The organism is Gordonia sp. UBA7860, assembly GCF_002500165.1.
In the GTDB taxonomy this organism is placed as follows: Bacteria; Actinomycetota; Actinomycetes; order Mycobacteriales; family Mycobacteriaceae; genus Gordonia; species Gordonia sputi.
In genome coordinates this window covers 1-24,651 of the sequence record NZ_DLSO01000016.1, presented here as the reverse complement: position 1 = coordinate 24,651, position 24,651 = coordinate 1, and the positions used below count along the sequence as shown (strand labels likewise).

The window sequence follows — 24,651 nt, the reverse complement described above, 5'->3', positions numbered from 1 at the left end:
AGCAAACCGCGGATCGTCTCCGGCCAGTAATCGGGGTATCTCTCCATTGCGAGCGCGGCCAAGCGTGCCGCCTGCGCGGTCGCGGCACTCGTGGCGTTCGCTGAGGTCAGGGCGATGTCACTTGTGTTCCCCGTCGACCGCAGTGAAAGGCCCGGGAGTTTGGTTTCGAACATTTGGCCGCCGTCGGTGAGGACGTTGCCACCCTCCATGCAGATGTCCGGCTTGATCGGTGCACTGCGGTGCCGGAACAGCATCGATGTACGGCTGTGGGGCGACAGGCCACCAGCCTCTCCCAACACTGACCATCCCGCGTACTGCGGATGTTGGGGCGATTCGGTCAGGTTGGTAAAGGCACCAACCGTTAGCGCGTTCCATGCTTGGGCGGGATCTTCGATCGCGGCAAGGTCGGAGTGGTCGGCATATTCCTTCGCGTAGGAGTCGACGTTGCCCGCAGCTACGACGATAAGGCGCGCAATGGTGGGGTCGGGCTCCGAGATGAGCTGGAATCGATCTCCGTCCCTGGTGGTTTCGGTGCCAACCGCAAGGGCATCGACTGCAGCGGACCACAACGTCGGGTCGCCGGGGTTGTCGGGGCTTGTGCTCAGTGTGAGGGCGAAAACGCGCCGGCGTTGAGCGGCAATTTCTGGGAGTGCCACTGCCTGGACCGTGGCGCTCCCGTAGTCCAAGGGATTGATCCGGGCTTCGCCTGGACCGGGTTTCATTCGCACGGACTCGAGGCGATGGCGGAGCTGAACAGGCTCGCTACTCTGCAGCACCGCGTCTAAGTCATCGCCGTATAGCGCAAGGCCAGCCATCGACGTGCCGTGACCCCGGGGGTCCGTGTCCGCTCCTGAAGCGCCGATTATGGTGTGCAGGTCCTCGGGAGCGAGGGACGATTCGATCAGCACGTGGCTGCGCAGCACACCTGTGTCCAGGTGGCACACTGCCGGTGCGCTACCGTCGGCCGTGCTCAAGCGTTCGACCAGGTCCTGGACGTATTCGTCCTGTTCAGCAGCGGGTAGGTCTTCGATCGTCTCGATGAATTCCGGCTTTCGGATCTCCGCCAGCGGCACGACCGTGAACGGCAGTGGTTCGAGTTGGCTCCAGGTGGCCTCGACCCACACTACGAAGCGGTCACGTAACTGGATCGACCGAGGCAGCATTCGAAGCTCGTAGGCACTCACGAACCCATTGATGGCTTCGAAGTCACCGCCCGAAGTGTCGAGCCAAAGCTCCCACCAGTGCTGCCCGTGCACCGGGGGTTCGCCGTCAGACGTCCACAGATCGGCGAGGATGGCTTTGCGGATTCGTGAGATGTTGGCGACGAGGTCTTGATTTGGCGGCTGCCCAGTCTTGGTGCTGCCACTGAGGTAGTCCTCGAACAGCCTCATGAACGCTGCGCGGTCCTCGTCGGCCACCCACACGGTTGCCCGCTCCGGGGTGTCCTTTGTCGCTGGCCTCACTGAAAGTAGCAGCCAGCGAGGCCTTTTCGGAGTCCTTGTGTGGGTAGTCATCCGGTTGAGAGAGTCAAGCTTCAGCGGGTACGACGCATTCTCGCCTTCGAGAACGAGGATCGTTCCTTGCGACTCGAGTTCATCGTCGGAAAGCTCGAAGTCGTCGCGGTCGCTATCGAGTTCATCGAATGCGTCAGTCAGCTCTTGCTTGCGCGCAGCGCCGTGCATGTCCCGATTCACGCTCCGGCGCTTGAATCCGCCACCCCCACCGCCGGAGTAGCGATCGAAGCTCTCAGCTGTGGTGTATCCCTGAACGTAGAGGTGGTCGAGCGGCTGGTCCTGTTCAGCCAATGGTGGCCGATCGCCGAGCAGTGAGTGCCGCGATGAGATCGTCGCGCTCCACCATCGTCTCGCCGCGCATCAGGACCGATTTGGCCGCAGACTCTGCGGCTTTCACCAAGTCTGCGTGACTAAGTCCCTCTGTGTAGTCGCCAAGCTTCGTTAGACTGCCCTTCTGGACCAGGGAGCCGAGCCGGGCTCGCATCACCGCGGTGGCTTGTCGAGCGTCGGGGAGGGTGTAGTCCAGGACCGCGTCGAAGCGCCGAAATAGCGCCTTGTCGAGGATGGAGCGGTGGTTAGTCGCCGCGATCACGATCGATTCGGGACTCGAATTCTCGAGGAATACGAGAAAAGAGTTCAGGATTCGGCGAGCCTCACCGACGTCGTTTCCCGAGCGGTCCGCGCCCAGCGCGTCGAACTCATCGAAGAGGTAGACGCCCCGCTCCGCCGCGACCGAGTCGAATACGACGCGTAGCTTCGCTGCGGTCTCACCCATGAACTTGCTGAGTAGACCATCGAGACGAACGGTGAACATCGGCAGCGACAGCTCAGTGGCAAGGACCGATGCGGTCATCGTCTTCCCGGTTCCTGGCGGACCTACAAGGAGTAAACGATGCGCGGGTGCGAAACCATGTTCAAGCAGGTTCTTTCGCTGACGCTGCTCAGCGAGCAGTTGCTTGATCTGTGCAGTTCGCTCCGGTGGAGCTACCAGCTCACGAATGTGAACCTGAGGGTGTGACACCTCGACCAGTTCGGCCAACTCGCCACGAACTCGCGGAAGCGAGGTGACGTTCGAGAGGGGAGCGCGTTCACGGGACGCGTCTACAGCTTCCTTGATGTTGGTGGCAAGGACGTGGTGCCCCTGTCGTGCTTCGCGTGCAGCGATTTGCAGTGCGACGGAGTAGAAGGCTGCGTCGTCGCCTGCCGCGTGATTGCGGACCATCGCGGTGATGTGCTCGCCTAAGCCAGCCATGACGCCTCCCTCCTGGCGGAATCTGCCTGCGTAGATCGTACGGTCTTACACGGTGCGCGATACTGATACCTCGCCGAACCGCTGCTTCTGGCAATGAGCCTGACGACTAGGGTTACCAGTCGCGTCGATCGAAGGGCTCACCGACAGGAAGAGCGCCAGCTGGAGGTGGGCACGATGCTTGTTCCCGCTCTAGCTCTCCTCGAGCAGAGGTTCTGGTGACTCTCCAAACAGGCGGCGCCAGAGCGCTCCGACCTCGTCGGCGAACTGAATGTCGGCGCGGACCTCGACGTCGCCGTCGACCACGTACAGCACACCGGACGACTGGCCTGCCGGAATGACCCGCGGGAATTGGTCGAGCATCTGCTGCTGAACGTGTTGGATCACCTGAGACATCTGAGGAGAGCTCATCAGGTGGCTGGACATCATGGAGCCGTAACCACCCAGCTGGCCGAGCCGCGACATCTGGGAGCCGAATCCGAACCCCGGCGGGAGCCCTGAGTACATCGATTGCGCCTGCTGCCCGATGGCGTCGAGGCCTCCGCTCAGACTCTCAGATAGGGCATCGCGCATGAGTTCGCGCAGTGAGATGTTCCCTTTGGCGGGTCGACACCGATATGGGGCGTGGAGACCATCTTCCTCCACGGCGTACACATCGACGTCGAGGTCGGTGATTGGGCCGGAGGTGCCATTGTTCACCTTCACGGCCCAGAGATTGGTCCCGATCGGCACCGCTTCGATCGACACGGTCACTGCACGGATGCGGCCGCCGCTGTTGCCCGCTTCCGCAGGCGCCCCGTAGGTGACATTGGTGATGATGTCCCGGCCGGCGTTGACGTTGCGCTGGGCCGAGGTGAAGGACTGCGCGGGAGCAGACGAAACGTCTACCGCTCCCGCGCCCGTGGAGGGTGGGGCGGCTCCTGAGCGGCGCGAGCCGACACCCCACCAATCCGTACCGAGCCATTCGCGGCGATGTCCTCGGCAATCACGCCGCTGCCGCCATCGACGGAGACGTTGACGACTTCGATGTCGCCGCCGACCGAGGCACGCCTCAGGGCAACACCGAGCGCGCGGGGGAGACTCGGCTCCTGCTGTTCGACCGCCTCCAGGACCATATGCGCCAGCTCTAGCAGTTCCATATCCTCGCTGGCGCCTGCCGCGGCGAGCTTCTTCGCCAGCAGCGCGCGGCGCAGTTCCTCGTCGGGTTCCGCCTCAAGACCGCTGATCTCAGCGCTCACGGAGACGTACTTGTTCGTGAGCCAGTTCCGCAGCGCTGTGTAGGCGTCGCTGATCACCTTCTTGGTCGTGTCGCGCGCCCCCTCGGATGCTCCGATCGCGACTGCCGCGGCGACTAGTGTGACGGGTTCCATGTGCTACCTCCTGGCTCTGGCCCGAACTTAGGGAACTGACCCGGAATCTAGCCCGTGCTACCGACATTCTCTGGTGCGCAGTCGGATCGACATCTTGGCGGAGGTGTGCGCCCGACAGCCACGTATTCGTTCAGACGAACGGGATCAGGGGCGGGCCAGCCATGTCATAGTCCGGAGATTGAGCGGCCATAAGCCGCCAGCCGGTGAAACAACTCGGTCAGAGGGGGTTTCAGCCGTCAGACCCTCCGTAGCGGGCCATGTGCCACCGGGCGTGGGCGAGTTGCTTGCGCAGGGCCTCGCCGAGGGCGCTGCGTGCGCCGGCCTGACCGATGGCGCGCTCGATGGTGACGATCTCGTTCGACAGCTCCTTCCGCTGGTGCGCGTACTTCTGTGCGCACCGTGGGGAACAGAACAATGGACGCCGTCCGCGGGAGTCAAGCGAATAGGTGCATGAATTGCCGCAGTCGGGATGCAGGCAGCTTGCGGTGATCGGGTAGTTCCTTCTGTTTCTCAGAACATCTCGCGGCGACATCGCTGGTTCGAGCGAGTGAGTACTCATGAGCGTCCATCTACCCGCCTGCACTGACATCGTGGGGGCGAGTGCGTGTGTGGTGTGTGTGGATAGCTCGATTCTAGCTCAAGTTATTTACGCGATTTGCAGCGCGACACGCCGTTCTGGGTGCGTGAAAATCACGTTCCGATGTAGTTAGAGTTGCGACGTGCCCAGCCGAAAAGGCTTGGGGGCGGGAGCAGACGTCGCGCCAACGACGCCTACCCCCTTCGGGCACCTGACTCTAGGAAGGCGACCCGCGTGGTCAATCGTAGTGCCACCGCTCTCGCGGTCGGCGCTGTCATTGAGGCAGCGCGCGACGACGCGGCGATCGAGTCATGGTGGCTTCCGCAGACGGGTATTCCGCCCCCGGTAGTTTTTGATCATCTGATTCGTTGACGCATCCGCGTCTCGCATCACCGGAAACATTCGAGTTCCGGCGTGCCGTGGGAGGGCCGGTTGGCCCCGGCCCCCCACGGAGCGGTTAACCACCGCATTCGACAACCCACCAGTCTCATGGAAGGACGTCATGTCTATTTCAGCGTGCCCTCGGCGCGAACTCAAGCCCATCTCTTGCGTGTCGAGCGGAGGATGGTGATGGCGCGGCACGCGGGTGGTCCCGCACCTGCCGCGCCCGAGCCCGTCGATCCGTACGACCTGGACGAATCCGACTCGCTCATCAACGCCGTCGCAAGCGACGATGCCCCAAAGCCACGTGTCCAGGAGTTTCCGCTCCACGGAGTGGACCGGGAGCGCTACGAGCGATTGATGAACCGCCGACCGAAGGTCCGCAACCCCGAGGTGGGAAAGGTGGCCTTGGAGGCCGCCGCGCGGTTTCAAGCGTCTCGACCCTTCGTGTCGGATGCGGTTGACCGCGAATCAGTGTCGGCGCTGACGCTGTTTCTGGTGCACATGCATCACGAAATGGGGACGGTCGACCTGTACCGCGCGTTGCGGAGACCCAACGTCACTCGCTATTTGGGCACACGGAAGAGCAACAGTCCTCGAACGGTGCGGTACTACTTGCATTCCGCTGGTCGGGTGCTGCATCCGGCGGAGTTCCCGACGGGCAACGGCGACGTCATGTATCGGGGGGAACTCAGTGCGCCCGCCACTGTCGAGAGCATTCGTGCGCTTCGGGAGGCGGCGCCATCGTTGAGTCCGAAATGGGGACGCGCACTGCAACTCATCGTCGAGGTCGTGCTGGCATGCGGAGCTCGCATCTCAGAATTGAAATGGCTGCAGCACAGCGACTTTCGATGGCATGAGTTCGATGGTCAGCGGGTCCTTGTGGTTTCGTTGTCGACGGCGAAGGCGCCGGTCCGTCAGGTCCCGGTGGTGGATGAGGAGCAAGCACGTCGGGTGATGCGCCTGGTGCGGGACGCTCCTCACGACCGGTTGATGGCCTTCGGGGAGTCTCCGACGGTCGAAAAGAATGCCGTCAATAGGGTCAACGAGAAGCTGGGCGACCGAGGCTTGCCGTGCAGGGTCAATCCGTACGCGCTGCGCAACCGGTGGATGGTCGCCCAGGCGAAGACACTCAGGCTTGACGAATTTTGCGCGGTCGCCGACATCATCGACATCCGCGGTGTCCGGGCGATCATGACTGGCCCCACGCCCTCGCTCGCACACCTCACGACGGCCATGAGGGACGCACAGCAGCGAGACGACTCTCGCGAAACCATCTGAGCACTAACCACTTTCATCAACTGGCGGGCGACGTCAGTCGCTTTGCCGACCCATAATCTCTCGAAAGGCTTCACCATGGCAATACATCCTCGGCACTTCGATCCCGCATGCACACCCTCTCCCCAGACCTTCGCCACCGCGCTTGCGATGGCCAGAGGTTCAGGAATCGCTGAACTGATCACCGGGTGGAACAGGCAACAGCGCAGGCCATCGCAAGGAGGGCGGCGTCGCCTGCCCTACACGATCCTGGGCTGGCAGACAGCGCTGATCGTGCGGGGCCTCTTATCCCAGCCGCCCACGATCACCGGTACGTTCCGCACCTTGCTGGACTTCAATGCCGCGCAGCTTGCTGAGGTCGGTATCGACGACAAGGCCCTTGATCCGATGCGCAGCAACTTCGAGCGGGCCTACAAGAGCTTCGCCGGTTGGCTCGACGCCGAGTTGGAGTGCTTGGACTCCGGACCCGACCAACCCGCCAGTCGCATCACAGTCGCACAGTCCCGAGCGATCGAACGAGCACGAACTTCCGAGCAGCAAGCCGCCTGCAAGCTCGCGGGTGAGCGCAGGGCCGAAGTTGTCAACGCAGTCGTTGCAGCGTGGATTGATCCCGCACTGCGTGCAGGCCGTCGAGGTGATCTGGTTGTCGACGGGATGATTGTCGACCTCGCCGGCCCGTCACCCGAGTTCACCCGCCAAGAGAATCAGACCAGAGGTGCCGTCCCCGCCGGCTCCTACTATCGGCGTGACGCCCGCCATCGCCTCGACTCCGAAGGCAACAGGATCGCCAAGAAACGTGGCTGGGGTATCGAAGTCACGGCGGTGACGTCTGTTGGGCCTGTCGGTGCCCTACACAGTGTTCCGCCGCTGTTCACGGGTATCTCGATCCACAAACCGACTTCTGGGTCGCTGGAAGGTCTTGACGAGGCGGTTCGCTTCCACCGCAAGGCTGGCTTCGATACCCGGGCCAAGGCTGCAAATGCCCGCCGTCCACTACTCGTCGCCGACATGGGGTATTTGAAAAAGGGTTGGGGCACATGGCAAATCGCGAACGGATACGCGGCGATCTTCCGCTATCCGGAGCACTGGACATCACTGGTCTTGCCAGCCGTCGACCCGACCGGTGCGACCCGGCCGATCGCCCCCGGACCGACCCAGATCGAAGGCAACTTCTATTGCCCAGCCGCGGTCGAACTCTACAACGGTCGGCGCATGATTCGACCCCTGCGCACCATCCTCGACAAGAACGCGTGGGAGGCGCACGATGTGCGCCTCAAGCGGATGATGCCGATGGTGATGGGAGTCAATCGCAGAGCGTACGAAGCGGGGGAGCGTCGGGGCCGACCGACACGAGGTAGTGACGGCAAGCGGGCGATGAAAATGGAGTTCACGTGCCCAGCTGCGCTCGGAAACGTCCGATGCGCACGCTGGCTCAATCCGGCGACGGACGGTCGTGACGATCTGCCATTCATCGACCCGGGCCCCGAGGTACCCGTATACCGGTGCTGCCGACAGAAGGCGACCGTCGTCACCCTCACCGACGACCAGGTTCAGCGGCAGCAGCACAGCCAATACATCCCGGGATCGTGGATGCACGCCATCACCTACGAGGCCTATCGCGCGCTCACCGAGCAGCGGTTCGACCTCGTCCGACGGCGCCCGTCCGCCGGACTGGAACACCTGAAGTATGGCGCCCGTCGAGAGCCCGTGATCTGCATCATCATCGCGGTCGCATTCGCGGTCGTGAACTGGCTGACTATCCAGGGCTTCAAACACCGGGGCATCCCCGACTTCGAGTCCATCGATGAGCGTTGGCAGCAACTGACCGACGACTTGGGGCATGATCCGGCCACGGAGCCGCCTCGTAGCTAGGCGCAAGTCAACAACTTCACACCCGCGAGGGGTGGTCTCCCATGGAGACCACCCCTCGTCGCGTCCCGATCAGGAGGCAATTCTCCGAACATTTCGGGACCAGAAATTGCGTGACCTTGTGAAATGCCCGCGAAACGCCCGACGATCTGGAGGTACCCGGATGTGCGAGCGCCCGTGCCCAACTCTCAGCAAGCTACTCAGGGCGCATCCACGTCGAACCGGTGCTTGTCGTCGACTGCCGAAAATTCTCCGGACATTGGGGACAAATTCCCCGGACACACATCGCCGCTGCGGGGCCTGAACTGCCATCACGGACTGCACACCACGAGCAGTTCAGCTCAAAGCGGTACATCAGGTCAGGTTGCGGAATGCGGCCTGACCTTTTGTTTTGTCGCGGTCGACCTCTGCTGAAAGACGGCCGGGCCTGCTGGTATTCAATAGTGCTCGTGACGGGTGCGGAGGAGCACGCGAGCCTGGCGGCCGAGGTCGAGGCAATGAGCAGGCTGTTGGCCGACGGCGAGTGGGGGAGCCCGCAACCACGGCGCGACGTCGCGGCCACCGCGGAACTCATGTATCGAAGAGCCCTCGACCACGCGTCTCACGACGTAGCCGCGCTCGGAGCCGATCAATTCCGGATCGACCGCTTCTGCAGCCGAGTCGAGCAACCCGCGGGCGAGCAGACTAGGCCGGCTAACGCCGTTCTCAGTTACCTGCTGATCACCAGCGCCGCCGTGAATCTGGCACGGACGCGGATCATCCGACGCGCGCTGTCTGAGGAGATGATCGACTATCGCACGAACCAACAAACCCCGATCACCAGCTGAGATCGACGGCTGCGCGAAACCGCAACGGATGCAACGGCTTCGACGTCGGAGCCGTGTGCTACGCGGCTCTCAGGCCGCTTCCACCAACGACAGCAACACCCGGGCCACGGTGTCGACCGACAGCACGTGCTCGCCCTCGCGTCCGACGTACTCGAGCGAGAGCCCGTTGATCAGCGCCAGAACGAGCACGGCGGCGTCGAGCGCAGGCACCCGCAGTCGCAGGTGTCGAGCAGCCACGACCTCTTCGATGTTCGCCGCGAGCGACTCGGCGAGCTGTGCCCGCGCGGCGGTGTAGTCCTCGAGCAGCTGCGGGTCGCGGTCGACCTCCGACCGAAACTCCGCGAACACCACGTTGGTCCGGTAGGTGTCGCGGATCTGTTTGAGGATCATCAGCGCCAGGAAGCTCATGTCCGTTTCGGGGTCGGAGCCCTCCGAGTTCGGGGCCAGCCCGGGCGCGGTGAAGGCCGTCGCGCGTTCGGTGAACACCGACGACGTCAGGTCCATGAACAACGCGCCCTTGCTGGCGAAGTTCGAGTACACCGCGCCCTTGGAGTAGCCCGCACGCCCGGCGATCATCTCCAACGAGGCGTTGGCGTAGCCCCGCTCGAGAAAGACCTCGCGCGCAGCGGCCCTGATGTCGGCCTGGACGCTCGCGCGGCTCGGCCTGCGCTTGGGTTGGGGCTCGACGTCGACTCCGGCGTCTGTGGAACGCGAGCTTGACGATTGCGCGGTCATCGGGACATTATCGAACACGTACACCAGTACCAGCGGTATCGAGAAGTGGAGATTCACTCGGGTACGTCGGGGGCGTCGTCGCGCCACCCAATCGGCACGCCGACGTCACGAGACCTCTTCTCGATACCGCGTCTGGGCACCCTCGTCGCCGGAGTGGTAGCCACTGCGTCGCTGCACGATGAATCCGGCCGCGACGATGATCACCGCCGAGATCGCGGAGAAGATGATCGCCTGTCGCTGGTCGTTGTCGAAGACCATCAGGATCAGCACGGCCAGAATGAACAGCATCACCACCCCGGTCAGGTACGGGAACAGCCACATCCGCACCGGCGGTCGGTGACCCTCGGCGCGCAGCACGCGTCCCAGCCGCCACTGGCTCGCCGCGATCGTCAGGTAGACGAACAGGGCGATAGCACCGCTCGTAGCGAGCAACCACGCAAAGATCTTGTCCGGCAACACATAATTGCCGACCACCGCCAAGAAGCCGACGACCATCGACATCAACACCGCAACCCACGGCACTCCCTTCGGTGTCAGGCTGCGCACCACCTGCGGGGCGTCGTGCCTGGTTCCCAGCGAGAACATCATGCGCGACGCCGTATAGAGCGCCGAGTTCAAACACGATGCGACGGCCGTCAGGATGACGATGTCCATGATGATCTTCGACCCCGGAATCCCGATGGCCTGCAACACCGACTGATACGAACCGTTCTCGAGTTTGTTGTAGGGCATCAGCGCCACGACGACGAAGATCGACCCGATGTAGAACAGAGAGATGCGCCAGATCACCGAGTTGACCGCCTTGGTGATGCCGCGTTCGGGATTCGGCGATTCCGCGGCGGCAATGGTCACGATCTCGGTGCCCATGAACGAGAACATCGTGATGAGCATGCCCGCGATCACCGCGCCGAATCCGTTGGGCATGAACCCATCCGGCTGCCACAGGTGGCTGACACCGCTGACTTCTGAGCTCGGAATCCACCCGAAGATCGCCGCGACGCCGACGAGAATGAACGCCACGATCGCGACGACCTTGATCAGCGCGAACCAGAACTCGAACTCACCGTAATTGCCGACACTCGCGAGGTTGGTGATGGTCAGCAGCAGCGTCACCGCAAGCGCCCAGATCCACTGTTGACCACCGACGAGGTCGGTCAGGATCGCCGCGGCCGCGGTCGCCTCGACGGGTATGACGAGCACCCAGAACCACCAGTAGAGCCAGCCGACGGAAAAGCCCGCCCAACGACCGAGCGCGCGGTCGGCGTACACCGAGAACGATCCGGTGTCGGGGTTTGCGGTTGCCATTTCACCGAGCATCCGCATCACCAGCACCACCAGGGTGCCGGCCAACGCGTAGGAGATCAGAACTGCTGGACCGGCCTTCTCGATGGCGTTTGCCGAACCGACGAACAGGCCCGCGCCGATGACGCCGGCGATCGAGATCATGGTGATGTGCCGCGGCTTCAGATTCGACCCCAGAGAGGTGGGCGCTTCCTCGGTAAAGCTGTGCGACTCGGTGGTTGCCATCGCTATATGACGTCCCTTCGAAAACGGTATAGACCCGATGTGGTGCGGGTGCTGCTTGTCGCGGTAAGGCCCGATGTGTGCGGGCATGTCAGTTACCGACGCTTAACCCTACGGAAGGCCCCGCGACTCCACAGGAAAACGCAGCAAGGTCGTGAATGTCCGAATCATCGCAGTACACCCCATGTTTCGAACGCGGCGAGAGCAGCGTCGCCGGTGTTCCACAGCGCGTTGATATCGACGACGGCGGCGTCGTGAGTCCGACGATCCTGCAGCGCCAACCCGTTGCCGAATGTCAGCACGTTGTACCCGACGTCGGCCGCGCGCAGCATCGGGCCCGTCGCCTTGCCGGCGCCGACAAGCCGGTCGAGTCCCTCTCCGAAGAAGTAGAAGCGGAACGTCGGCCCGAGGTCGACATGATAGGCGCGGTTTGTCTCTCGGACGATCGAATCACCATGTGCGGCAATGGCATCGACCAACCTAAAGTAATCCGACGCATCGTCGGCAGTTGTATGGGCATCTGCGGTGGCATACGCAAGGTCGACGGTGATGTGCGCGTTGTATCCAGTGAGCGCGGCGCGTTCACCGGAGACGCTGCAGGTGCCCGTCAACTCGAAGTACCGCTGCCAGTGCGGCGGCACCGAGCTACCGGAGAACTCGGCGTGCGTCGCGTCGAGAAAACGGTTGAGCAGTCGCAGACTGATCACGGGCGCCCAGCGCGGATTACGGAACGTCGACGGCCGCCGCTGGAGTGGCATCACCGCGTCGCGCTCGACCGCCGCCAATCCGAGGGCGAACAACCCCCTCCGGTCACGGTGCGCGGTCAGAATGTCGGTGATCTGCCACAGCCGACCCACCTGACGTTCCAGGACCGGAAGTGCCGTACCTGGCGACGCGTCGGCAGTGTCCGACAGTTCGACGATCCGCCGCACCTCGTTCGCCGACAGCGGGCTGCCGCACGCCCGTGAAACATCAGCGACCGTCGGCGCCGCGGCTGCCACACCCGCTCCGGTCATCCCACCACCGGCCACCGCCAGCGCGACGAGCATTCTGACCAGCGCAAATCTGGGTGCGACCATCATCTGATGCTAAGCGCGGCGTCGCTCGACGGCAGCGCTTGCGACAAACCTGCAAGCCAAGTGCGGTTCTGTGCTCAGAGCACAACAGTCCGACGAAAGTCTGGTGCGCGGGGCCGTTCTCGGTCACACGGACAGCTATTAGTGTTCTGGCTCACATCCACCTAGTAGAGGACCAATTCAACGTGAGCGCACCGTCGTATTTTCCCTGGGAGCTGGCCCATCGTGCAGCCGCACCATGCGTCCGCGACGACCACACCGAACTCGACTACGCGAGCTTTGCCGCCAGAGTCGACGCCGCAGCCGAGCAGTTCGACGCCCTCGGAGTCCGACGCGGCGACGTCGTCGCGACGTTCCTGCCCAATCGCGTCGAACTTCTCATCGCGATCGCAGCCGCCTGGCGCCTCGGTGCCATCGCAACACCGGTCAATCCGGCCTTCACCGCGAGTGAGGCGGAGTATCAGCTCGACGATTCGGGTGCCCGCCTCGTCCTCGTAGACGACGACGCGCTGCCCGCCACGTCGGACCGCAGCCTCCTCCACGTCGACGACCTCGCCACCGCCGCCTCGTCGTGGACACCCCCGGAGCCTCCGCAGATGTCCGACGACGCGCTGCTCATCTACACGTCGGGATCGACCGGCCGCCCCAAGGGTGTGCGTCTGGCCCACGACAATCTGCATTACATGGCGTCGGCGATGAAAGAGCTGATGTCGCTGACGCCCGCCGACCACGCGCTACTGGTGCTGCCTCTGTTTCACGTCAACGCCATCTGCGTCAGCTTCCTCGCGCCGGTCCTCGCCGGCGGCCAACTCACCATCACCGGGAAGTTCTCGCCGTCGCGCTTCTTCACCGACCTGCACACCCTGTCGCCGACGTACTTCTCGGCCGTCCCGACCATCTACGCGCTGCTCGTCTCCCATCCCGACGTCAGCGCAGAAGCCTTCGAATCGTTGCGCTTTGCGATCTGCGGCGCCGCCCCGATCTCGAAGGAACTGCTCGATCACGTCGAGTCGACGTTCGGCGTTCCGATCCTGCAGGGCTACGGACTCACCGAGGGCACCTGCGCGTCGGCGTGCAATCCCCTTGACGGACAACGGAAGTCCGGAACTGTCGGACCTGCCCTGCCCGGCCAGACCATCCGTATCGTCACCCCCGACGGCGCCGACGCACCGACCGGCGAACCCGGCGAGGTACTCATCTCCGGGCCCAACGTCATGCGCGGCTACCTCAACCGTCCCGACGCCACCGCCAGCACCGTCGTCGACGGCTGGCTACACACCGGCGACGTCGGAACCCTCGACGCCGACGGGTATCTCACCCTGGTCGATCGCATCAAGGACATGATCATCCGCGGTGGAGAGAACCTCTACCCCAAGGAGATCGAGAACGCACTCGCCGCCCATCCGTCGGTGCTCGAGTGCGCGGTGGTCGGAGCCCCCGACCCCATCTACGGCGAGGTACCGGTCGCGTTCGTGGTCGCCTACCCGGACCAGCCGGTCCGCGAGGCCGAACTGACCGACCATGTCGCCTCGATCCTCACAAAGGCCAAGCGGCCCAACGAGATCAACGTCGTCGAGCAGCTGCCCCGCAACCCGGTCGGCAAGATCGACAAACCAGGACTACGACGCCAAGTCCGCGAACCCCAACCAACGTAAACCCAGCCAACGTAGAACCCCAGCCAACGTAAACCCAACCCGCACAACACAGTCCGAGCGCCCGACCACGTCGTCGGTCGATGGCGCCTGCCCGAGAACCTTCAGATAAGGAGAACACCATGGGTCTCGTACAACCCGACTTCCCACCGGTCGACCCGGAAACCTTCCTCGACAAGCCATTCTTCGACCGAATGCGCGTGCTCAGCACGCACTGGGCCGAGTACGGATTCGGTACACCCAAGCTGCTCCAGGTCATCTACCTGGCGAAGATCCTGGTGCTCTACCTGGGTATCGGTCTGAGCATCGCGACCTTCACCTCCGGTCTCAACGTGCTGCACGTGTCGCAGTGGTGGAACGAGCCGATCATCTACCAGAAGGCCATCCTCTGGACGTTGCTGGTCGAGATGCTCGGCCTAGGCGGCTCCTGGGGCCCGCTCGCCGGCCACTTCAAGCCGATGACCGGCGGGTTGCTCTTCTGGCTGCGCCCGCAGACGATCCGGCTCCCACCGTGGCCCGGCAAGGTGCCGTTGACCAAGGGCGATTCCCGCACCGTGTTCGACGTCGCGATCTACGCACTGCTCCTGATCACTACCGTTGTCGCACTGGTGCTTCCGGGTGTGCAGTCGAGCTGGCTCAACGCTGAGGCACCCACCTCGCACGGCCTCGTCAATCCGGTCCTGATCTACCCCGTGATCGCATTGCTGGTCATCATCGGTCTGCGCGACAAGGTCATCTTCATCGCAGCGCGTGGCGAGCAGTACCTGCCTGCCCTGATCTTCTTCGGCATCCTGCCCTTCGTCGACATGATCCTTGCGCTGAAGCTGCTGATCGTGTCGGTGTGGGTCGGTGCAGGTGTTTCCAAACTGGGACACCACTTCTCGATGGTCATCCCGCCGATGATGTCGAATACGCCGTGGCTGACGATCAAGGCCCTCAAGCGCGCGAACTACCGTAACTTCCCCAACGACCTTCGGCCGTCGAAGGTGGCAGGCGGTATCGGCCACGTGCTCGGCACCATCGTCGAGATCGCGACGCCGTTAATCCTGCTGTTCTCCACCAACAAGTGGCTCACACTCGCCGCGGTCGTGTTGATGGTGGGCTTCCACCTGTTCATCTTCTCGACGTTCCCCCTCGCGGTGCCGCTCGAATGGAACCTCCTGTTCGCCTACGCAGCGATCTTCCTCTTCTGGGGCCACCCGGCATGGGACGGCTACGCACTCACCGATACGACGATGCCCTGGGCGATGGTCCTCATCGCCATCGCGCTGTGCTTCTTCCCGGTGCTCGGCAACCTGCGCCCGGATCTGGTGTCGTTCCTCCCGTCAATGCGGCAGTACGCAGGCAACTGGGCGTCGGCCACCTGGGCATTCGCACCCGGCGCCGAGGAGAAGCTGGAACAGCACATTGTCCGGTCCTCACCCAACACCCGCACGCAGCTGATGGCGACGTACCCGCCCGAGGTCGCCGACGTCGTGATGCATCAGATGCTCGCATGGCGGTCGATGCACAGCCAGGGTCGCGCGCTGTACTCGCTGATGAGCCGCCACCTCGGCGACGACATCAACACCTACACCCTGCGCGAGGCGGAGTTCGCATGTAACTCGTTGGTGGCCTTCAACTTCGGCGACGGACACCTGCACGATGCCAAGATGATCGCCGCACTGCAGCGACGCTGCAACTTCGCTCCGGGCGAGTTCCTCGTCGTGTGGATCGAGTCGCAGCCGATCCACAAGGGCACACAGCAGTACCAGGTGATCGATGCCGCACTCGGTGTGATCGAACGGGGTTCCTACCGCGTCACCGATGCCATCGCCGAGCAGCCGTGGCTGCCCAACGGGCCGATCCCCATCAACGTCGAATGGACGCTCGACGTTGACGCGGCCCGCGCGTTGACTGATCCTGAGGTGATGACCGAACCCAAGATGCGCGGTGCAGGCGCGCAGGAACAGGTGTAGCCGGTGACCTCAGCGGTCATAGTCGGCGGCGGGCCCAACGGGCTCGCCGCCGCCCTGCACCTCGCCCGCAACGACGTCGAGGTCACCGTGCTCGAAGCCGCCGACACCGTCGGCGGTGGCGCGCGGTCGGGGGAGCTCACGCTCCCCGGTGTCATCCACGACCACTGCTCGGCGTTTCATCCGCTCGCCGTCGGATCGCCGTTCTGGCGAGACGTCGGACTCGAGCAGTACGGACTCGTGTGGCGGTGGCCCGAGATCGATTGCGCCCACCCGCTGGACTCCGGCGAGGCAGGCCTGCTCTACCAATCCATCGACGAGACCGCCGCGGCGCTCGGAGAGGATGGTCGACGCTGGCGCCTGTTCTTCGGTGATGTGGCAAGCGGATTCGACGACCTGTCCGCCGATCTGCTGCGCCCGATCATCAATATCCCTCGGCATCCCCTGCGGCTGGCCGCATTCGGGCCGCGGGCGCTGCTTCCGGCGTCCGCCGTCGCACGTGTGTTCCGCACACCGCGGGCGCGGGGGCTGTTCGGAGGTATCGCCGCGCACGCGTTCAACCGCTTGGACCGTCCGATGACCGCGTCGCTCGGCATGATGATCGCCGCGAGCGGTCATCGCTACGGATGGCCTGTGGCAGAAGGGGGTTCGGGGGCGATCATCGACGCCGTGGTGTCGGCGCTGCGCTCGTACGGCGTCAAGATCGAGACCGGTGTGCGGGTCAGCGCCCGCACCGATATCCCCGACGCCGAGCTCGTCCTCCTCGACCTCTCACCCGAGCAGGCTCTCGCCATCTACGGCGACGAGATGCCGTCGAGGATCGCGCGTTCGTATCGGCGATACCGCGTCGGATCGTCGGCGTTCAAGGTCGACTACGCGATCGACGGCGACATCCCGTGGACCAACCCGGACTGCGGTCGTGCCGGAACCGTGCACCTCGGCGGCACTTTCGACGAGGTGGCCTCCACCGAAGCCAGTCGCGCCGGCGGTGTCATGGTGCCGAATCCCTTTGTGCTGCTGGGTCAGCAGTACGTCGCCGACCCCACTCGGAGCGCCGGCAACGTCAACCCCGTGTACGCCTACGCCCACGTTCCCAAGGGGTACGAAGGCGACGCCACCGACCTCGTCACGCAGCAGATCGAGCGCTTCGCACCGGGCTTCCGCGACCGGATACTCGCTACGCGCAGCACGGGAACCCGCCAATTGCACGACTACAACGCCAATTTCGCCGCGGGCGACATCATCGGCGGTGCCAACGACGGGCTGCAGATGCTGATGCGACCACGCACAGCACTCGACCCGTACTGGCTCGGCGTCGACGGCGTGTACCTGTGCTCACAGTCGACGCCGCCCGGCGCCGGAGTGCACGGACTGTGCGGTGTCAATGCCGCGACGGCGGCACTGAAAAGGCTGGAGCGCAAGCGGTGAGTGCCTCGGTACCTGGTCTGCCACTGCACGATTCGCAGTTGCCGCCGTCCATCACGCCCGAGATGCGCGCGGCAGTCGCGCAGGTGGGTAAGCGGTTGCGGGAGAACGAGTCCGAGATCGTTCGCTATCTCACCGCGTTGATGGCCCGCGATATCGACCAGCTCGATGTCGATCCCGCACTGGTGGAGATGCTCGAAGCCAGTGTGCACGGCAACGTGTCGACGATCCTGCATGTGCTGAGCAACGACATCCCCGTCGAGCACCTCCAACCGACGACTGCCGCGGTCGAGTACGCGCTGCGCCTCGCCCAGCGCGACGTACCGTCGAACTCATTGGTACGTGCGTACCACATGGGGCAGAACGAGATGCTGCGCATCATCTTCGGCTACGTCGACGAGCTCGATCTCTCCAAGCACGAGAGCCTCGTGGTGATGCGTCGAATCTCCGACGTCGTCTCGCAGTACATCGAGTGGATCACCCTCTACGTGTTCCAGGCCTACGAGGACGAGCGTCGACGCTGGATCGGCGCCGAGGGCAACGTCTTGTCTTCGCGCATCCACGAGATCCTTCGGACGCCCGACGTCGACGCCGACTCCTTCGAGCGCGAGTCCGGCTATTCCCTCGACCAACATCACGTCGCGGTGATCATGTGGTCGGATGACGAGGGCTCGAGAGATCTCGCGGTCCTCGACCGTGCCGCGCGGATGATGGCCACCAAGCTGTTTGCCGAGGGGCCACCGCTGATCACCGCGATTGATCGCACCACCGCCTGGGTCTGGCTGCCGCTGGGGCGTAGCAACCGCATCGTGGAGACGTCCGACGTCGCGCAGCGGGTGACCCTGCCGGCAGGCGTGCGCGTGGCGTTGGGACTCAACGCCTCCGGCATCGCCGGTTTTCGACGCTCCCACGAGCAGGCGCTCGCGGCGTGGGGTCTCGCGACGATGCCCGGCAGTCTGGTCGCCGACGTCGTCGGGTTCGGCGACCGCGGAGTGGCTGTGGTGTCGAGGCTGGCCCGCGACCTCGAATTCACCCGCGCGTGGGTTCACGAGATCCTGGGCGCGCTGTCCGAGGACTCACCGAACGCCGCCGCACTCCGCGAGACGCTGTCGGTCTACTTCGCCACCGGCGAGAGCCACCTACACACCGCCGAGAAGCTCAACCTCCACCGCAACACCGTCAAGTACCGCGTCGACAAAGCCATGCGCGACACCCGCACCACCGACCGCCTCGACCTCGCCCTGGCCCTGACCGTGTGCGAGTTCCTCGGCACCGAGGTGCTGGCCCAGGACTGACGTCGACCGGGCGCTAAATACCGCCGACTGGGCGCTCTATCTCGCCGACTGTGCGCTAAATCCCGTCGACCGTGCGCCAAATCCCGCCGACTGTGCGCTCTATCTGGCCGACTGTGCGCCGACGGTCAGCCGACGAGGTGGTGGTCGCGGCGCTGCTGGGCCCACGGATCGTCGACGCGGCTCGCCGCGACCCCGGCGCGGTCGCCGGACTTGAACGCGACCAGGATGCCAAGGCACACGCCGACCACGCCCGCGACGAGAGCGGCAATGACAACCTGCTCGATCCGCGGGTAATACACGGCAACGGTGATCGACGCCGCGACCACAGTCAGAAGGCAGACGGCAAACCCGACGACCCGGGGGACGGTCGTCGTGGATCCGCGGTGGGGGTCGGGTAGCAGCACGGCAGCGCCGACGATGAGCAACGTCGAGATCGCGACATCGCTGGGGCGGTGCCAGCCCGCCGCCACGAGGCCGAAGTCGATGATCGCCGCCCAGGTTCCGCCCAGCGCGGCAACCCACGGACGTAGTAGTGGGGGAGCGGCCAGAGTCACCGCAACGACCAGCGCCGCGATCGCGGCGGCGTGTCCGCTGGGCGCCGAGTTGTTGGTCTCCGCGATCCAGTCGTGGAAACGCGGGCGGTACGTGCCGTCGCGCAGAGCACGGATGAGAACGATGGTGACCGGCGGAAACAGCAGAAGCGTGGCGGCCGTCGCGATCCGTGATCCGACGCCGCGCTGGCCGCGTTCAGAAGGCAACACCGCACCGAGCACTACGAGCAACACGACGATTGCCGCACCGATGACCCAGGTCAAGGGATTCGAGACGACGCTCATAGACAGCCAGTACGGCACCTGCGTCGCGGCCGGGAGTTCACGCCCGTACTCCAGGAGCCGCTGATCGATGACCTGTCCCGCCGATGTCCGCACCGCGAAGACGAAGATGCCTCCTGCTGCGGCGAAAGCCAGGAGCGCTGCCAGCACAGCACTGACCACATACCCAAGGGGTCGGCGGCCACGTGTCTGGCGCACGGCGGACAGAGAACTCACCGGGTCACCGTATCGGCAGAACCTGGGAGAAATCTGGGATGCGGGCGTGGCGAGTCGCCGCTGTTGATCAATTCGTGTCTGTGGATGACGGAATGGTCGCGGCGAGACAGCCGTAGCCGCTTCGTTTCACACGAGTAGACAAAGTGTCACACACGTCAACGCACTTGTCATTCAGCCGAAACACACGCCGGGTCTCATATAAGGGAACGAAGTCCACTCACATGAAATCACCACGAATCGTCGATTAAATCAGGCGAAACGGAGTGAACCGGACTTTCCCCATCAGAATAGGAGAAACAATGTCGATCGACAGCACGAGCGCCCTTGAGTTCCGCGTCACGCCGGGTGCCTGGGAGAACCTCCCCAAGATGCCCGACGCCGAGTACCCCGGTACCGAGGGCTTCATCGGCGATGTCTACGAGAACCCCGACGGCAGCGAGATGTGCAGCGGGTACTTCGAACTCCGCCACACCGACTCGCCGCTCTACTACGAGTACGAGTACGACGAGATGAAGGTCGTCCTCGAAGGCGAGTTCCTCCTCGAGAACAAAGAAACCGGACAGAAGACCGTCGCAAAAGCCAAGGACGCCATCTTCTTTCCCAAGGGCTCCAAGATCTACTTCAGCACCCCCGACTACGCGCTCGCGTTCTACGCTGGCCAGCGCGATTCGACGCTCCTCTAGAACGATGTCGCAGCTCGCATACTCGAGCGTTCCGGCCTGGGCTCGCACGCTGGGTGAGGCCGCACCGCTGAGCACTGACCTTCCCGACGCCACGGGCAGGGAGTACGTGCTCATCGGTGTGGGCGATCCCCATGCGCAGCCCGCGGCCGGCACGCCGTCGGCCGTCGACATGGTGCGCGCGTGGGCACATGCGCTGTCTCCAGAGGTCCGACGATCCGTGCTCCTCGGTGATCAAGCAGACAGTCTCGCCGGCCAGCTTCGAGAAACACTGCGCGACAGCACTGTTGGTGTCCGCGTCGTGATCACCGGACCTGCCGGCTCGTGTCTGCGCTTGCGCGCCACCGCGATCGACGCTGGACTCGAGGACGACGAGATCAGCGTTGTCCCCGTCGGTTCCGGTCCGGTCGACGTCTTCTGCTCACACTGTCGCACCACGACCCGCACGGTCGCGGCCATCGACGACGTGATCTCGTGCGACGGCTGTGCCCGCGACCTCCTTGTCTACTACCACGTTTCCCGACGCACCGGCGCCTTCCTCGGCTTCATGGTCGACGCCGAGACCGCCGAACCCCCAGGAGTCCCGCGATGACAGCACTTGCGGATGCCGACGCCGCGCCCGCCACGCCGCCAACAGCGCCCCGGTCGACGACGCTGATATTGACGGTGACGTCGATCACCAACAGCGCCAACGGGATACGGACGATCACGCTGGCACACCCGAACGGCTCGGCACTGCCCGGATTCGTCCCCGGCAGTCACCTCGTCGTCGCGGCAGGGACACATTCCAACGCCTACAGCCTCGTCTCCGACGGCGCGAATCCCACCGAGTACACCATCTCGGTGCTCTTCGTCGAAGAGGGCAACGGCGGTTCGCGATGGCTGCACGACGAACTCGTCGAGGGCGATCAACTCGAAGTCCGGCCTCCCCGAAGCGCATTCGCCCCCGCTGCCCGCGCCGCGAAACACCTGCTCGTCGCAGGCGGAATCGGGGTGACGCCCATCGTGTCACACCTCCGCGCGGCAGCGAGGTGGCAGCGAAACGTGCAGGTGCTCTACGCATTCCGCCCCGGCTACGCCGCACACGTCGACGATGTGTCCCAACTGGCCGGATCCCAAGCCGAACTCTTCACGACGCGGGCGGAGTTCTCCACGAGACTCGCCGCGACACTCGAAGAGCAACCGGTCGGGACGCATCTGTACGTCTGCGGTCCCGCCGGCTTCATCGATCACGTCCTCGACGCGGCAACCGCTGCGGGCTGGCCGTCGTCGCGTCTGCACTCCGAGCGGTTCGGCATCGACGCGCTGGATGCGGGAGATCCGTTCCGCGTCAAACTCACTCGCAGCGACCGCACACTCGACGTTCCGTCCGGGATAAGCCTCCTCGAAGCACTCGAGGCGAACGACATAGCTGTCCCCAACCTCTGCCGTCAGGGCGTGTGCGGCGAATGCCGGATCGACCTGTGTGGCGGAGACGAACCCATCCATCGCGACCTGTTCCTCACCGATGACGAGAAGAAGTCGCGCACCGCCATCATGCCCTGCGTCTCACGCGCAGGTGCCGGATGCACCCTGGAGGTATCGCTGTGACCACGGCCCCGGCCCGACGAGAGACGACGACCCCAGATCTTCTCTCCGCCTTCCCATTTCCCTTTGTCGACGACATCTACCGGTACAGCACCAACGTCGAACCCGCCAACCAACAGGTGATCACACCCGCCGGCCAGTGGGGAGATTCGGTCGCCGTCATCGACTCCGAGTATCGCAACGAACTCGCCGAACGCGCCGCGGTCCTCGATGCCGACCCGACCCGACGAGCGGTCCTACCGCACATGCGACCCGCCGCCTGGGACGCGCTCATGACCATGCTGCGCGAACTAGCGCACGCCTACCCCGACACCATGCATCTGACGTCGGTCGGACACGACGAATGGCATTGGCGCAACGACCTTCTCGACGACGAGCGCACCTTCCGCTACGGCGAGGAAGCGAGCCTGGGCGACGACCCGCTGCACTACCTCTCGACTCAGGTTCAAGAAGACATCGCCCTTCTCGACCAGCGCGACGACCAGCTCTTCGTCGATGCGGGCGTCATCACCTTCGCCGCCGACTGGAGTTTCGGGTTCGACGTCGGGATGAGCTTCCTGGAGATCCACGGCCCGGTCCCGCGGGTGCGCAAGATGGGCGTCATCACGCGCGCACACGAGTTCCTCAAGCGCCTGCAACCACACGAACCGTATCGCCGTACCAATTGGACGATGACCATCGGACGTCGCCTCGACGTCTCCACAGAGCGCTACCCCGAGTGGGGCCCGGATCGCGAGATGATCCAACATGTCGACGACGCCGAGTTCGGACGTCTCGTGCACCTGCGCGTCGAGGTGCAACACCTCATTCGACTCCCCGATTCCGGCGCGATCATGTTCGTGATCCGCACCTACCTGTTGCCACTGGAGGCATTGGCAACGGTCGAACCGTGGCGGACTCGCGCCGCAGAGGTCTTCGCCGAGCTCCCCGACGACATGGCCGACTACAAGGGCATCATCAAGTACCGCACACGTGCGTCGGAGTGGCTCCGCACGCACGCGGGTCACCAGCCCTCAGCCGACGACAACATGACTCCCACAACAGAACTCGACGCCACGCAAGACATCGCGACAGAACCTACTCACGGCCTGCCCGAGTGGCCGTCGCGACCACCAGAGGTCGACGCCGCGGGATCGGAGTTCCTCATCGTCGCAGCCGGGGCCGCCGACGAGACCGCGCACACCGCACGCGCCTGGGTGCGCACCGCCGAGAGCATCGGCCCGACACGCCTGCTCGTGCTCGACTCACTGACACACGACGACGACCGAACTTCGCTGATCGACGCCCTGGCCGCAACCCACACGGGCGCAAGGATTCTGGTGACCGGGGGCCAGTACGACGTACTCACCGCACTGGCACTAGCACGCGAGTCGGGTGCGATCGCCGACGAACTCGCGGCGTTCGTCACCGACACGACCGATCTCCCGGTGTACTGCGCACACTGCCGGGACACGTTCCGTGGGGTAGGAAGTCCGGGCGGCGTCGTCGAATGTCCGGGCTGCACAAGACGTCTGGAGATCCATGAACACCACTCGGCGTCCCGTGGCAGCTTCCTTGCTTCGGCCGTCGACGCCAGGGACCTGGAGGCACTCTCATGACGATCACGGCGGCACCCGCCCACCTACATGACGGCTATCAGACCGGAGCGCGCACGATGCGAGTCGTCGAGGTTCGACCTCTCACCGACGCCATCACCCACTTCCGCTTCGCGCCCATTGACGGGACGCTGACCTCGTATCAACCAGGTAGCCACCTGATTGTGCAGGCCGGTGCCACGCGTAACGCGTATTCGCTTGTCGACGACGGAATGTATCCCGACTCGTACGGAATCTCCGTGTTGCGCAAAGACACCGGGCGAGGTTCGCAGTGGTTGCACACCAACCTCGTCGAGGGTGAACTGATCGAAATCGAAGGTCCGCGACCGATGTTCGCGCCTGTCCTCGACCAACATCGTGCTCTGCTCGTTGCTGGCGGTATCGGCATCACGCCGATCCTCTCGCACGCCCGTGCCGCAGCGCGAGAAGGTCTGCCGGTGGAGGTCGTGTACTCCTACCGACCGGGGCAGGGCGCACATCTCGACGACCTGCGAGCGCTCGCTGATCTCTCCGACGTGACTGTCTACGAGGCGACCAGTGTCGACGAGACAATCGAGCTCCTCACCAAACGACTTGCGGCCCAACCGCTGGGGACTCACGCCTACGCCTGCGGACCCGCACCGCTACTGGACTCATATACGCGGCTGGCATCAGCCGCAGGCTGGCCGGCAGCGCGCGTCCATCTCGAGCGATTCACCGCACCCGAGCAAGACCCCGGCGATCCCTTCACGGTGAGCTTGGCCGACGGCACTGCGATCGACGTGCCGCCCGGCGTCTCCCTGCTCGAACGATTACTCGACAACGGTGTCGACGTCGGCAACATGTGCAGACAGGGCGTCTGCGGGGAGTGCCGCATCCCCGTGCGCGCCGGCGAGATAACCCACCGCGATTACGTGCTGTCCGACGACGAGAAGGCGGCGGGCGACGCGATGCTCTGCTGCGTCTCGCGCGGCGCAGGCGACTTGGTCCTAGACGTAGCCCGACCCGCCCCGCCCAGCTGATCGACCCGCCCA

Annotated in this window: 21 protein-coding genes; 12 read left to right on the top strand and 9 right to left on the bottom strand. The window is 64.3% G+C overall.

The genetic code is table 11. The features are described from left to right. The 5 genes from B3T59_RS02580 to B3T59_RS02560 form a co-directional block, all read right to left on the bottom strand. The coding region (locus B3T59_RS02580) for a S8 family peptidase (RefSeq protein ID WP_349681961.1) at positions 1-1,682 on the bottom strand (1,682 nt) is incomplete at its 3' end. Positions 1,683-1,797: 115 nt separating this feature from the next. Next, entirely contained in the window at positions 1,798-2,766 is a 969-nt protein-coding gene (locus B3T59_RS02575; RefSeq protein WP_287001420.1) for an AAA family ATPase, read from the bottom strand. Between the two features lie 189 nt (positions 2,767-2,955). Continuing rightward, positions 2,956-3,516, bottom strand: coding sequence for a hypothetical protein (locus B3T59_RS02570; protein WP_287001419.1), 561 nt, complete (start codon positions 3,514-3,516; stop codon positions 2,956-2,958). A gap of 131 nt (positions 3,517-3,647) precedes the next feature. Beyond that, positions 3,648-4,133, bottom strand: a complete 486-nt coding sequence (locus B3T59_RS02565) for a hypothetical protein (RefSeq protein ID WP_287001418.1) — start codon at positions 4,131-4,133, stop codon at positions 3,648-3,650. A gap of 229 nt (positions 4,134-4,362) precedes the next feature. Continuing rightward, the gene (locus B3T59_RS02560) at positions 4,363-4,548 is read right to left on the bottom strand and encodes a hypothetical protein (RefSeq protein WP_287001417.1); all 186 of its coding nucleotides are present in this window, start codon (positions 4,546-4,548) and stop codon (positions 4,363-4,365) included. A 732-nt stretch (positions 4,549-5,280) separates the two neighbouring features. Between B3T59_RS02560 and B3T59_RS02555 the strand changes: the two genes are divergently transcribed. The 3 genes from B3T59_RS02555 to B3T59_RS02545 all read left to right on the top strand — a co-directional run bounded on the left by B3T59_RS02555 (position 5,281) and on the right by B3T59_RS02545 (position 9,065). Then, entirely contained in the window at positions 5,281-6,372 is a 1,092-nt protein-coding gene (locus B3T59_RS02555; protein ID WP_287001416.1) for a hypothetical protein, read from the top strand. Between the two features lie 75 nt (positions 6,373-6,447). Further along, positions 6,448-8,241 (top strand): hypothetical protein, encoded by a 1,794-nt coding sequence (locus tag B3T59_RS02550; protein WP_287001415.1) that lies wholly within the window; start codon positions 6,448-6,450, stop codon positions 8,239-8,241. Between the two features lie 446 nt (positions 8,242-8,687). Continuing rightward, positions 8,688-9,065 carry a hypothetical protein gene (locus tag B3T59_RS02545; RefSeq protein WP_156527458.1) on the top strand — a complete coding sequence of 126 codons (378 nt, stop codon included), beginning with the start codon at positions 8,688-8,690 and terminating at the stop codon, positions 9,063-9,065. Between the two features lie 69 nt (positions 9,066-9,134). Here B3T59_RS02545 and B3T59_RS02540 read toward each other — a convergent pair whose 3' ends face one another. From B3T59_RS02540 to B3T59_RS02530, 3 genes are all read right to left on the bottom strand, one after another. Then, positions 9,135-9,800, bottom strand: coding sequence for a TetR/AcrR family transcriptional regulator (locus B3T59_RS02540; RefSeq protein ID WP_287001414.1), 666 nt, complete (start codon positions 9,798-9,800; stop codon positions 9,135-9,137). 105 nt (positions 9,801-9,905) lie between these two features. Next, entirely contained in the window at positions 9,906-11,327 is a 1,422-nt protein-coding gene (locus tag B3T59_RS02535; protein ID WP_287001413.1) for an amino acid permease, read from the bottom strand. A 164-nt stretch (positions 11,328-11,491) separates the two neighbouring features. Beyond that, complete coding sequence (locus tag B3T59_RS02530) at positions 11,492-12,403, bottom strand: DUF5995 family protein (RefSeq protein ID WP_287001412.1); 912 nt, start codon at positions 12,401-12,403, stop codon at positions 11,492-11,494. A 182-nt stretch (positions 12,404-12,585) separates the two neighbouring features. Between B3T59_RS02530 and B3T59_RS02525 the strand changes: the two genes are divergently transcribed. The 4 genes from B3T59_RS02525 (at position 12,586) to B3T59_RS02510 (ending at position 18,727) form a co-directional block, all read left to right on the top strand. Further along, positions 12,586-14,055, top strand: a complete 1,470-nt coding sequence (locus tag B3T59_RS02525) for a class I adenylate-forming enzyme family protein (protein ID WP_287001411.1) — start codon at positions 12,586-12,588, stop codon at positions 14,053-14,055. A gap of 119 nt (positions 14,056-14,174) precedes the next feature. Beyond that, positions 14,175-16,010: a DUF3556 domain-containing protein gene (locus tag B3T59_RS02520; RefSeq protein ID WP_287001410.1), complete on the top strand. Its 1,836-nt coding sequence runs from the start codon at positions 14,175-14,177 to the stop codon at positions 16,008-16,010. 3 nt (positions 16,011-16,013) lie between these two features. Then, positions 16,014-17,435, top strand: a complete 1,422-nt coding sequence (locus tag B3T59_RS02515) for a phytoene desaturase family protein (RefSeq protein ID WP_005205365.1) — start codon at positions 16,014-16,016, stop codon at positions 17,433-17,435. Then, complete coding sequence (locus B3T59_RS02510; protein WP_064867925.1) at positions 17,432-18,727, top strand: PucR family transcriptional regulator; 1,296 nt, start codon at positions 17,432-17,434, stop codon at positions 18,725-18,727. Before B3T59_RS02515 ends, B3T59_RS02510 begins: the two co-directional genes overlap by 4 nt. A gap of 125 nt (positions 18,728-18,852) precedes the next feature. Here B3T59_RS02510 and B3T59_RS02505 read toward each other — a convergent pair whose 3' ends face one another. Continuing rightward, positions 18,853-19,776 (bottom strand): phosphatase PAP2 family protein, encoded by a 924-nt coding sequence (locus tag B3T59_RS02505; RefSeq protein ID WP_039855360.1) that lies wholly within the window; start codon positions 19,774-19,776, stop codon positions 18,853-18,855. A 299-nt stretch (positions 19,777-20,075) separates the two neighbouring features. Between B3T59_RS02505 and B3T59_RS02500 the strand changes: the two genes are divergently transcribed. The 5 genes from B3T59_RS02500 to B3T59_RS02480 are packed head-to-tail and all read left to right on the top strand — an operon-like array spanning position 20,076 to position 24,639. Next, a complete protein-coding gene (locus B3T59_RS02500; protein WP_005205373.1) occupies positions 20,076-20,459 on the top strand; it encodes a cupin domain-containing protein in 384 nt (127 codons plus the stop codon). A gap of 4 nt (positions 20,460-20,463) precedes the next feature. Beyond that, positions 20,464-21,048, top strand: a complete 585-nt coding sequence (locus B3T59_RS02495; protein WP_005205375.1) for a dimethylamine monooxygenase subunit DmmA family protein — start codon at positions 20,464-20,466, stop codon at positions 21,046-21,048. Next, positions 21,045-22,046, top strand: coding sequence for a PDR/VanB family oxidoreductase (locus tag B3T59_RS02490; protein WP_005205377.1), 1,002 nt, complete (start codon positions 21,045-21,047; stop codon positions 22,044-22,046). Before B3T59_RS02495 ends, B3T59_RS02490 begins: the two co-directional genes overlap by 4 nt. Beyond that, the gene (locus B3T59_RS02485) at positions 22,022-23,641 is read left to right on the top strand and encodes a heme-dependent oxidative N-demethylase subunit alpha family protein (protein WP_376782613.1); all 1,620 of its coding nucleotides are present in this window, start codon (positions 22,022-22,024) and stop codon (positions 23,639-23,641) included. The genes B3T59_RS02490 and B3T59_RS02485 overlap by 25 nt, the downstream gene beginning before the upstream one ends. Beyond that, complete coding sequence (locus tag B3T59_RS02480; RefSeq protein WP_064904074.1) at positions 23,638-24,639, top strand: PDR/VanB family oxidoreductase; 1,002 nt, start codon at positions 23,638-23,640, stop codon at positions 24,637-24,639. Before B3T59_RS02485 ends, B3T59_RS02480 begins: the two co-directional genes overlap by 4 nt. Positions 24,640-24,651: the final 12 nt, after the last annotated feature.

What these genes read in the sequence shown, in the direction of transcription:
- B3T59_RS02575 (WP_287001420.1), bottom strand. Translation starts at nt 2,766, where the DNA reads ATGGCTGGCTTAGGCGAGCACATCACCGCGATGGTCCGCAATCACGCG.
- B3T59_RS02565 (WP_287001418.1), bottom strand. Translation starts at nt 4,133, where the DNA reads ATGGAACCCGTCACACTAGTCGCCGCGGCAGTCGCGATCGGAGCATCC.
- B3T59_RS02555 (WP_287001416.1), top strand. Translation starts at nt 5,281, where the DNA reads ATGGCGCGGCACGCGGGTGGTCCCGCACCTGCCGCGCCCGAGCCCGTC.
- B3T59_RS02550 (WP_287001415.1), top strand. Translation starts at nt 6,448, where the DNA reads ATGGCAATACATCCTCGGCACTTCGATCCCGCATGCACACCCTCTCCC.
- B3T59_RS02540 (WP_287001414.1), bottom strand. Translation starts at nt 9,800, where the DNA reads ATGACCGCGCAATCGTCAAGCTCGCGTTCCACAGACGCCGGAGTCGAC.
- B3T59_RS02535 (WP_287001413.1), bottom strand. Translation starts at nt 11,327, where the DNA reads ATGGCAACCACCGAGTCGCACAGCTTTACCGAGGAAGCGCCCACCTCT.
- B3T59_RS02530 (WP_287001412.1), bottom strand. Translation starts at nt 12,403, where the DNA reads ATGGTCGCACCCAGATTTGCGCTGGTCAGAATGCTCGTCGCGCTGGCG.
- B3T59_RS02520 (WP_287001410.1), top strand. Translation starts at nt 14,175, where the DNA reads ATGGGTCTCGTACAACCCGACTTCCCACCGGTCGACCCGGAAACCTTC.
- B3T59_RS02500 (WP_005205373.1), top strand. Translation starts at nt 20,076, where the DNA reads ATGTCGATCGACAGCACGAGCGCCCTTGAGTTCCGCGTCACGCCGGGT.
- B3T59_RS02495 (WP_005205375.1), top strand. Translation starts at nt 20,464, where the DNA reads ATGTCGCAGCTCGCATACTCGAGCGTTCCGGCCTGGGCTCGCACGCTG.
- B3T59_RS02490 (WP_005205377.1), top strand. Translation starts at nt 21,045, where the DNA reads ATGACAGCACTTGCGGATGCCGACGCCGCGCCCGCCACGCCGCCAACA.
- B3T59_RS02485 (WP_376782613.1), top strand. Translation starts at nt 22,022, where the DNA reads ATGCACCCTGGAGGTATCGCTGTGACCACGGCCCCGGCCCGACGAGAG.
- B3T59_RS02480 (WP_064904074.1), top strand. Translation starts at nt 23,638, where the DNA reads ATGACGATCACGGCGGCACCCGCCCACCTACATGACGGCTATCAGACC.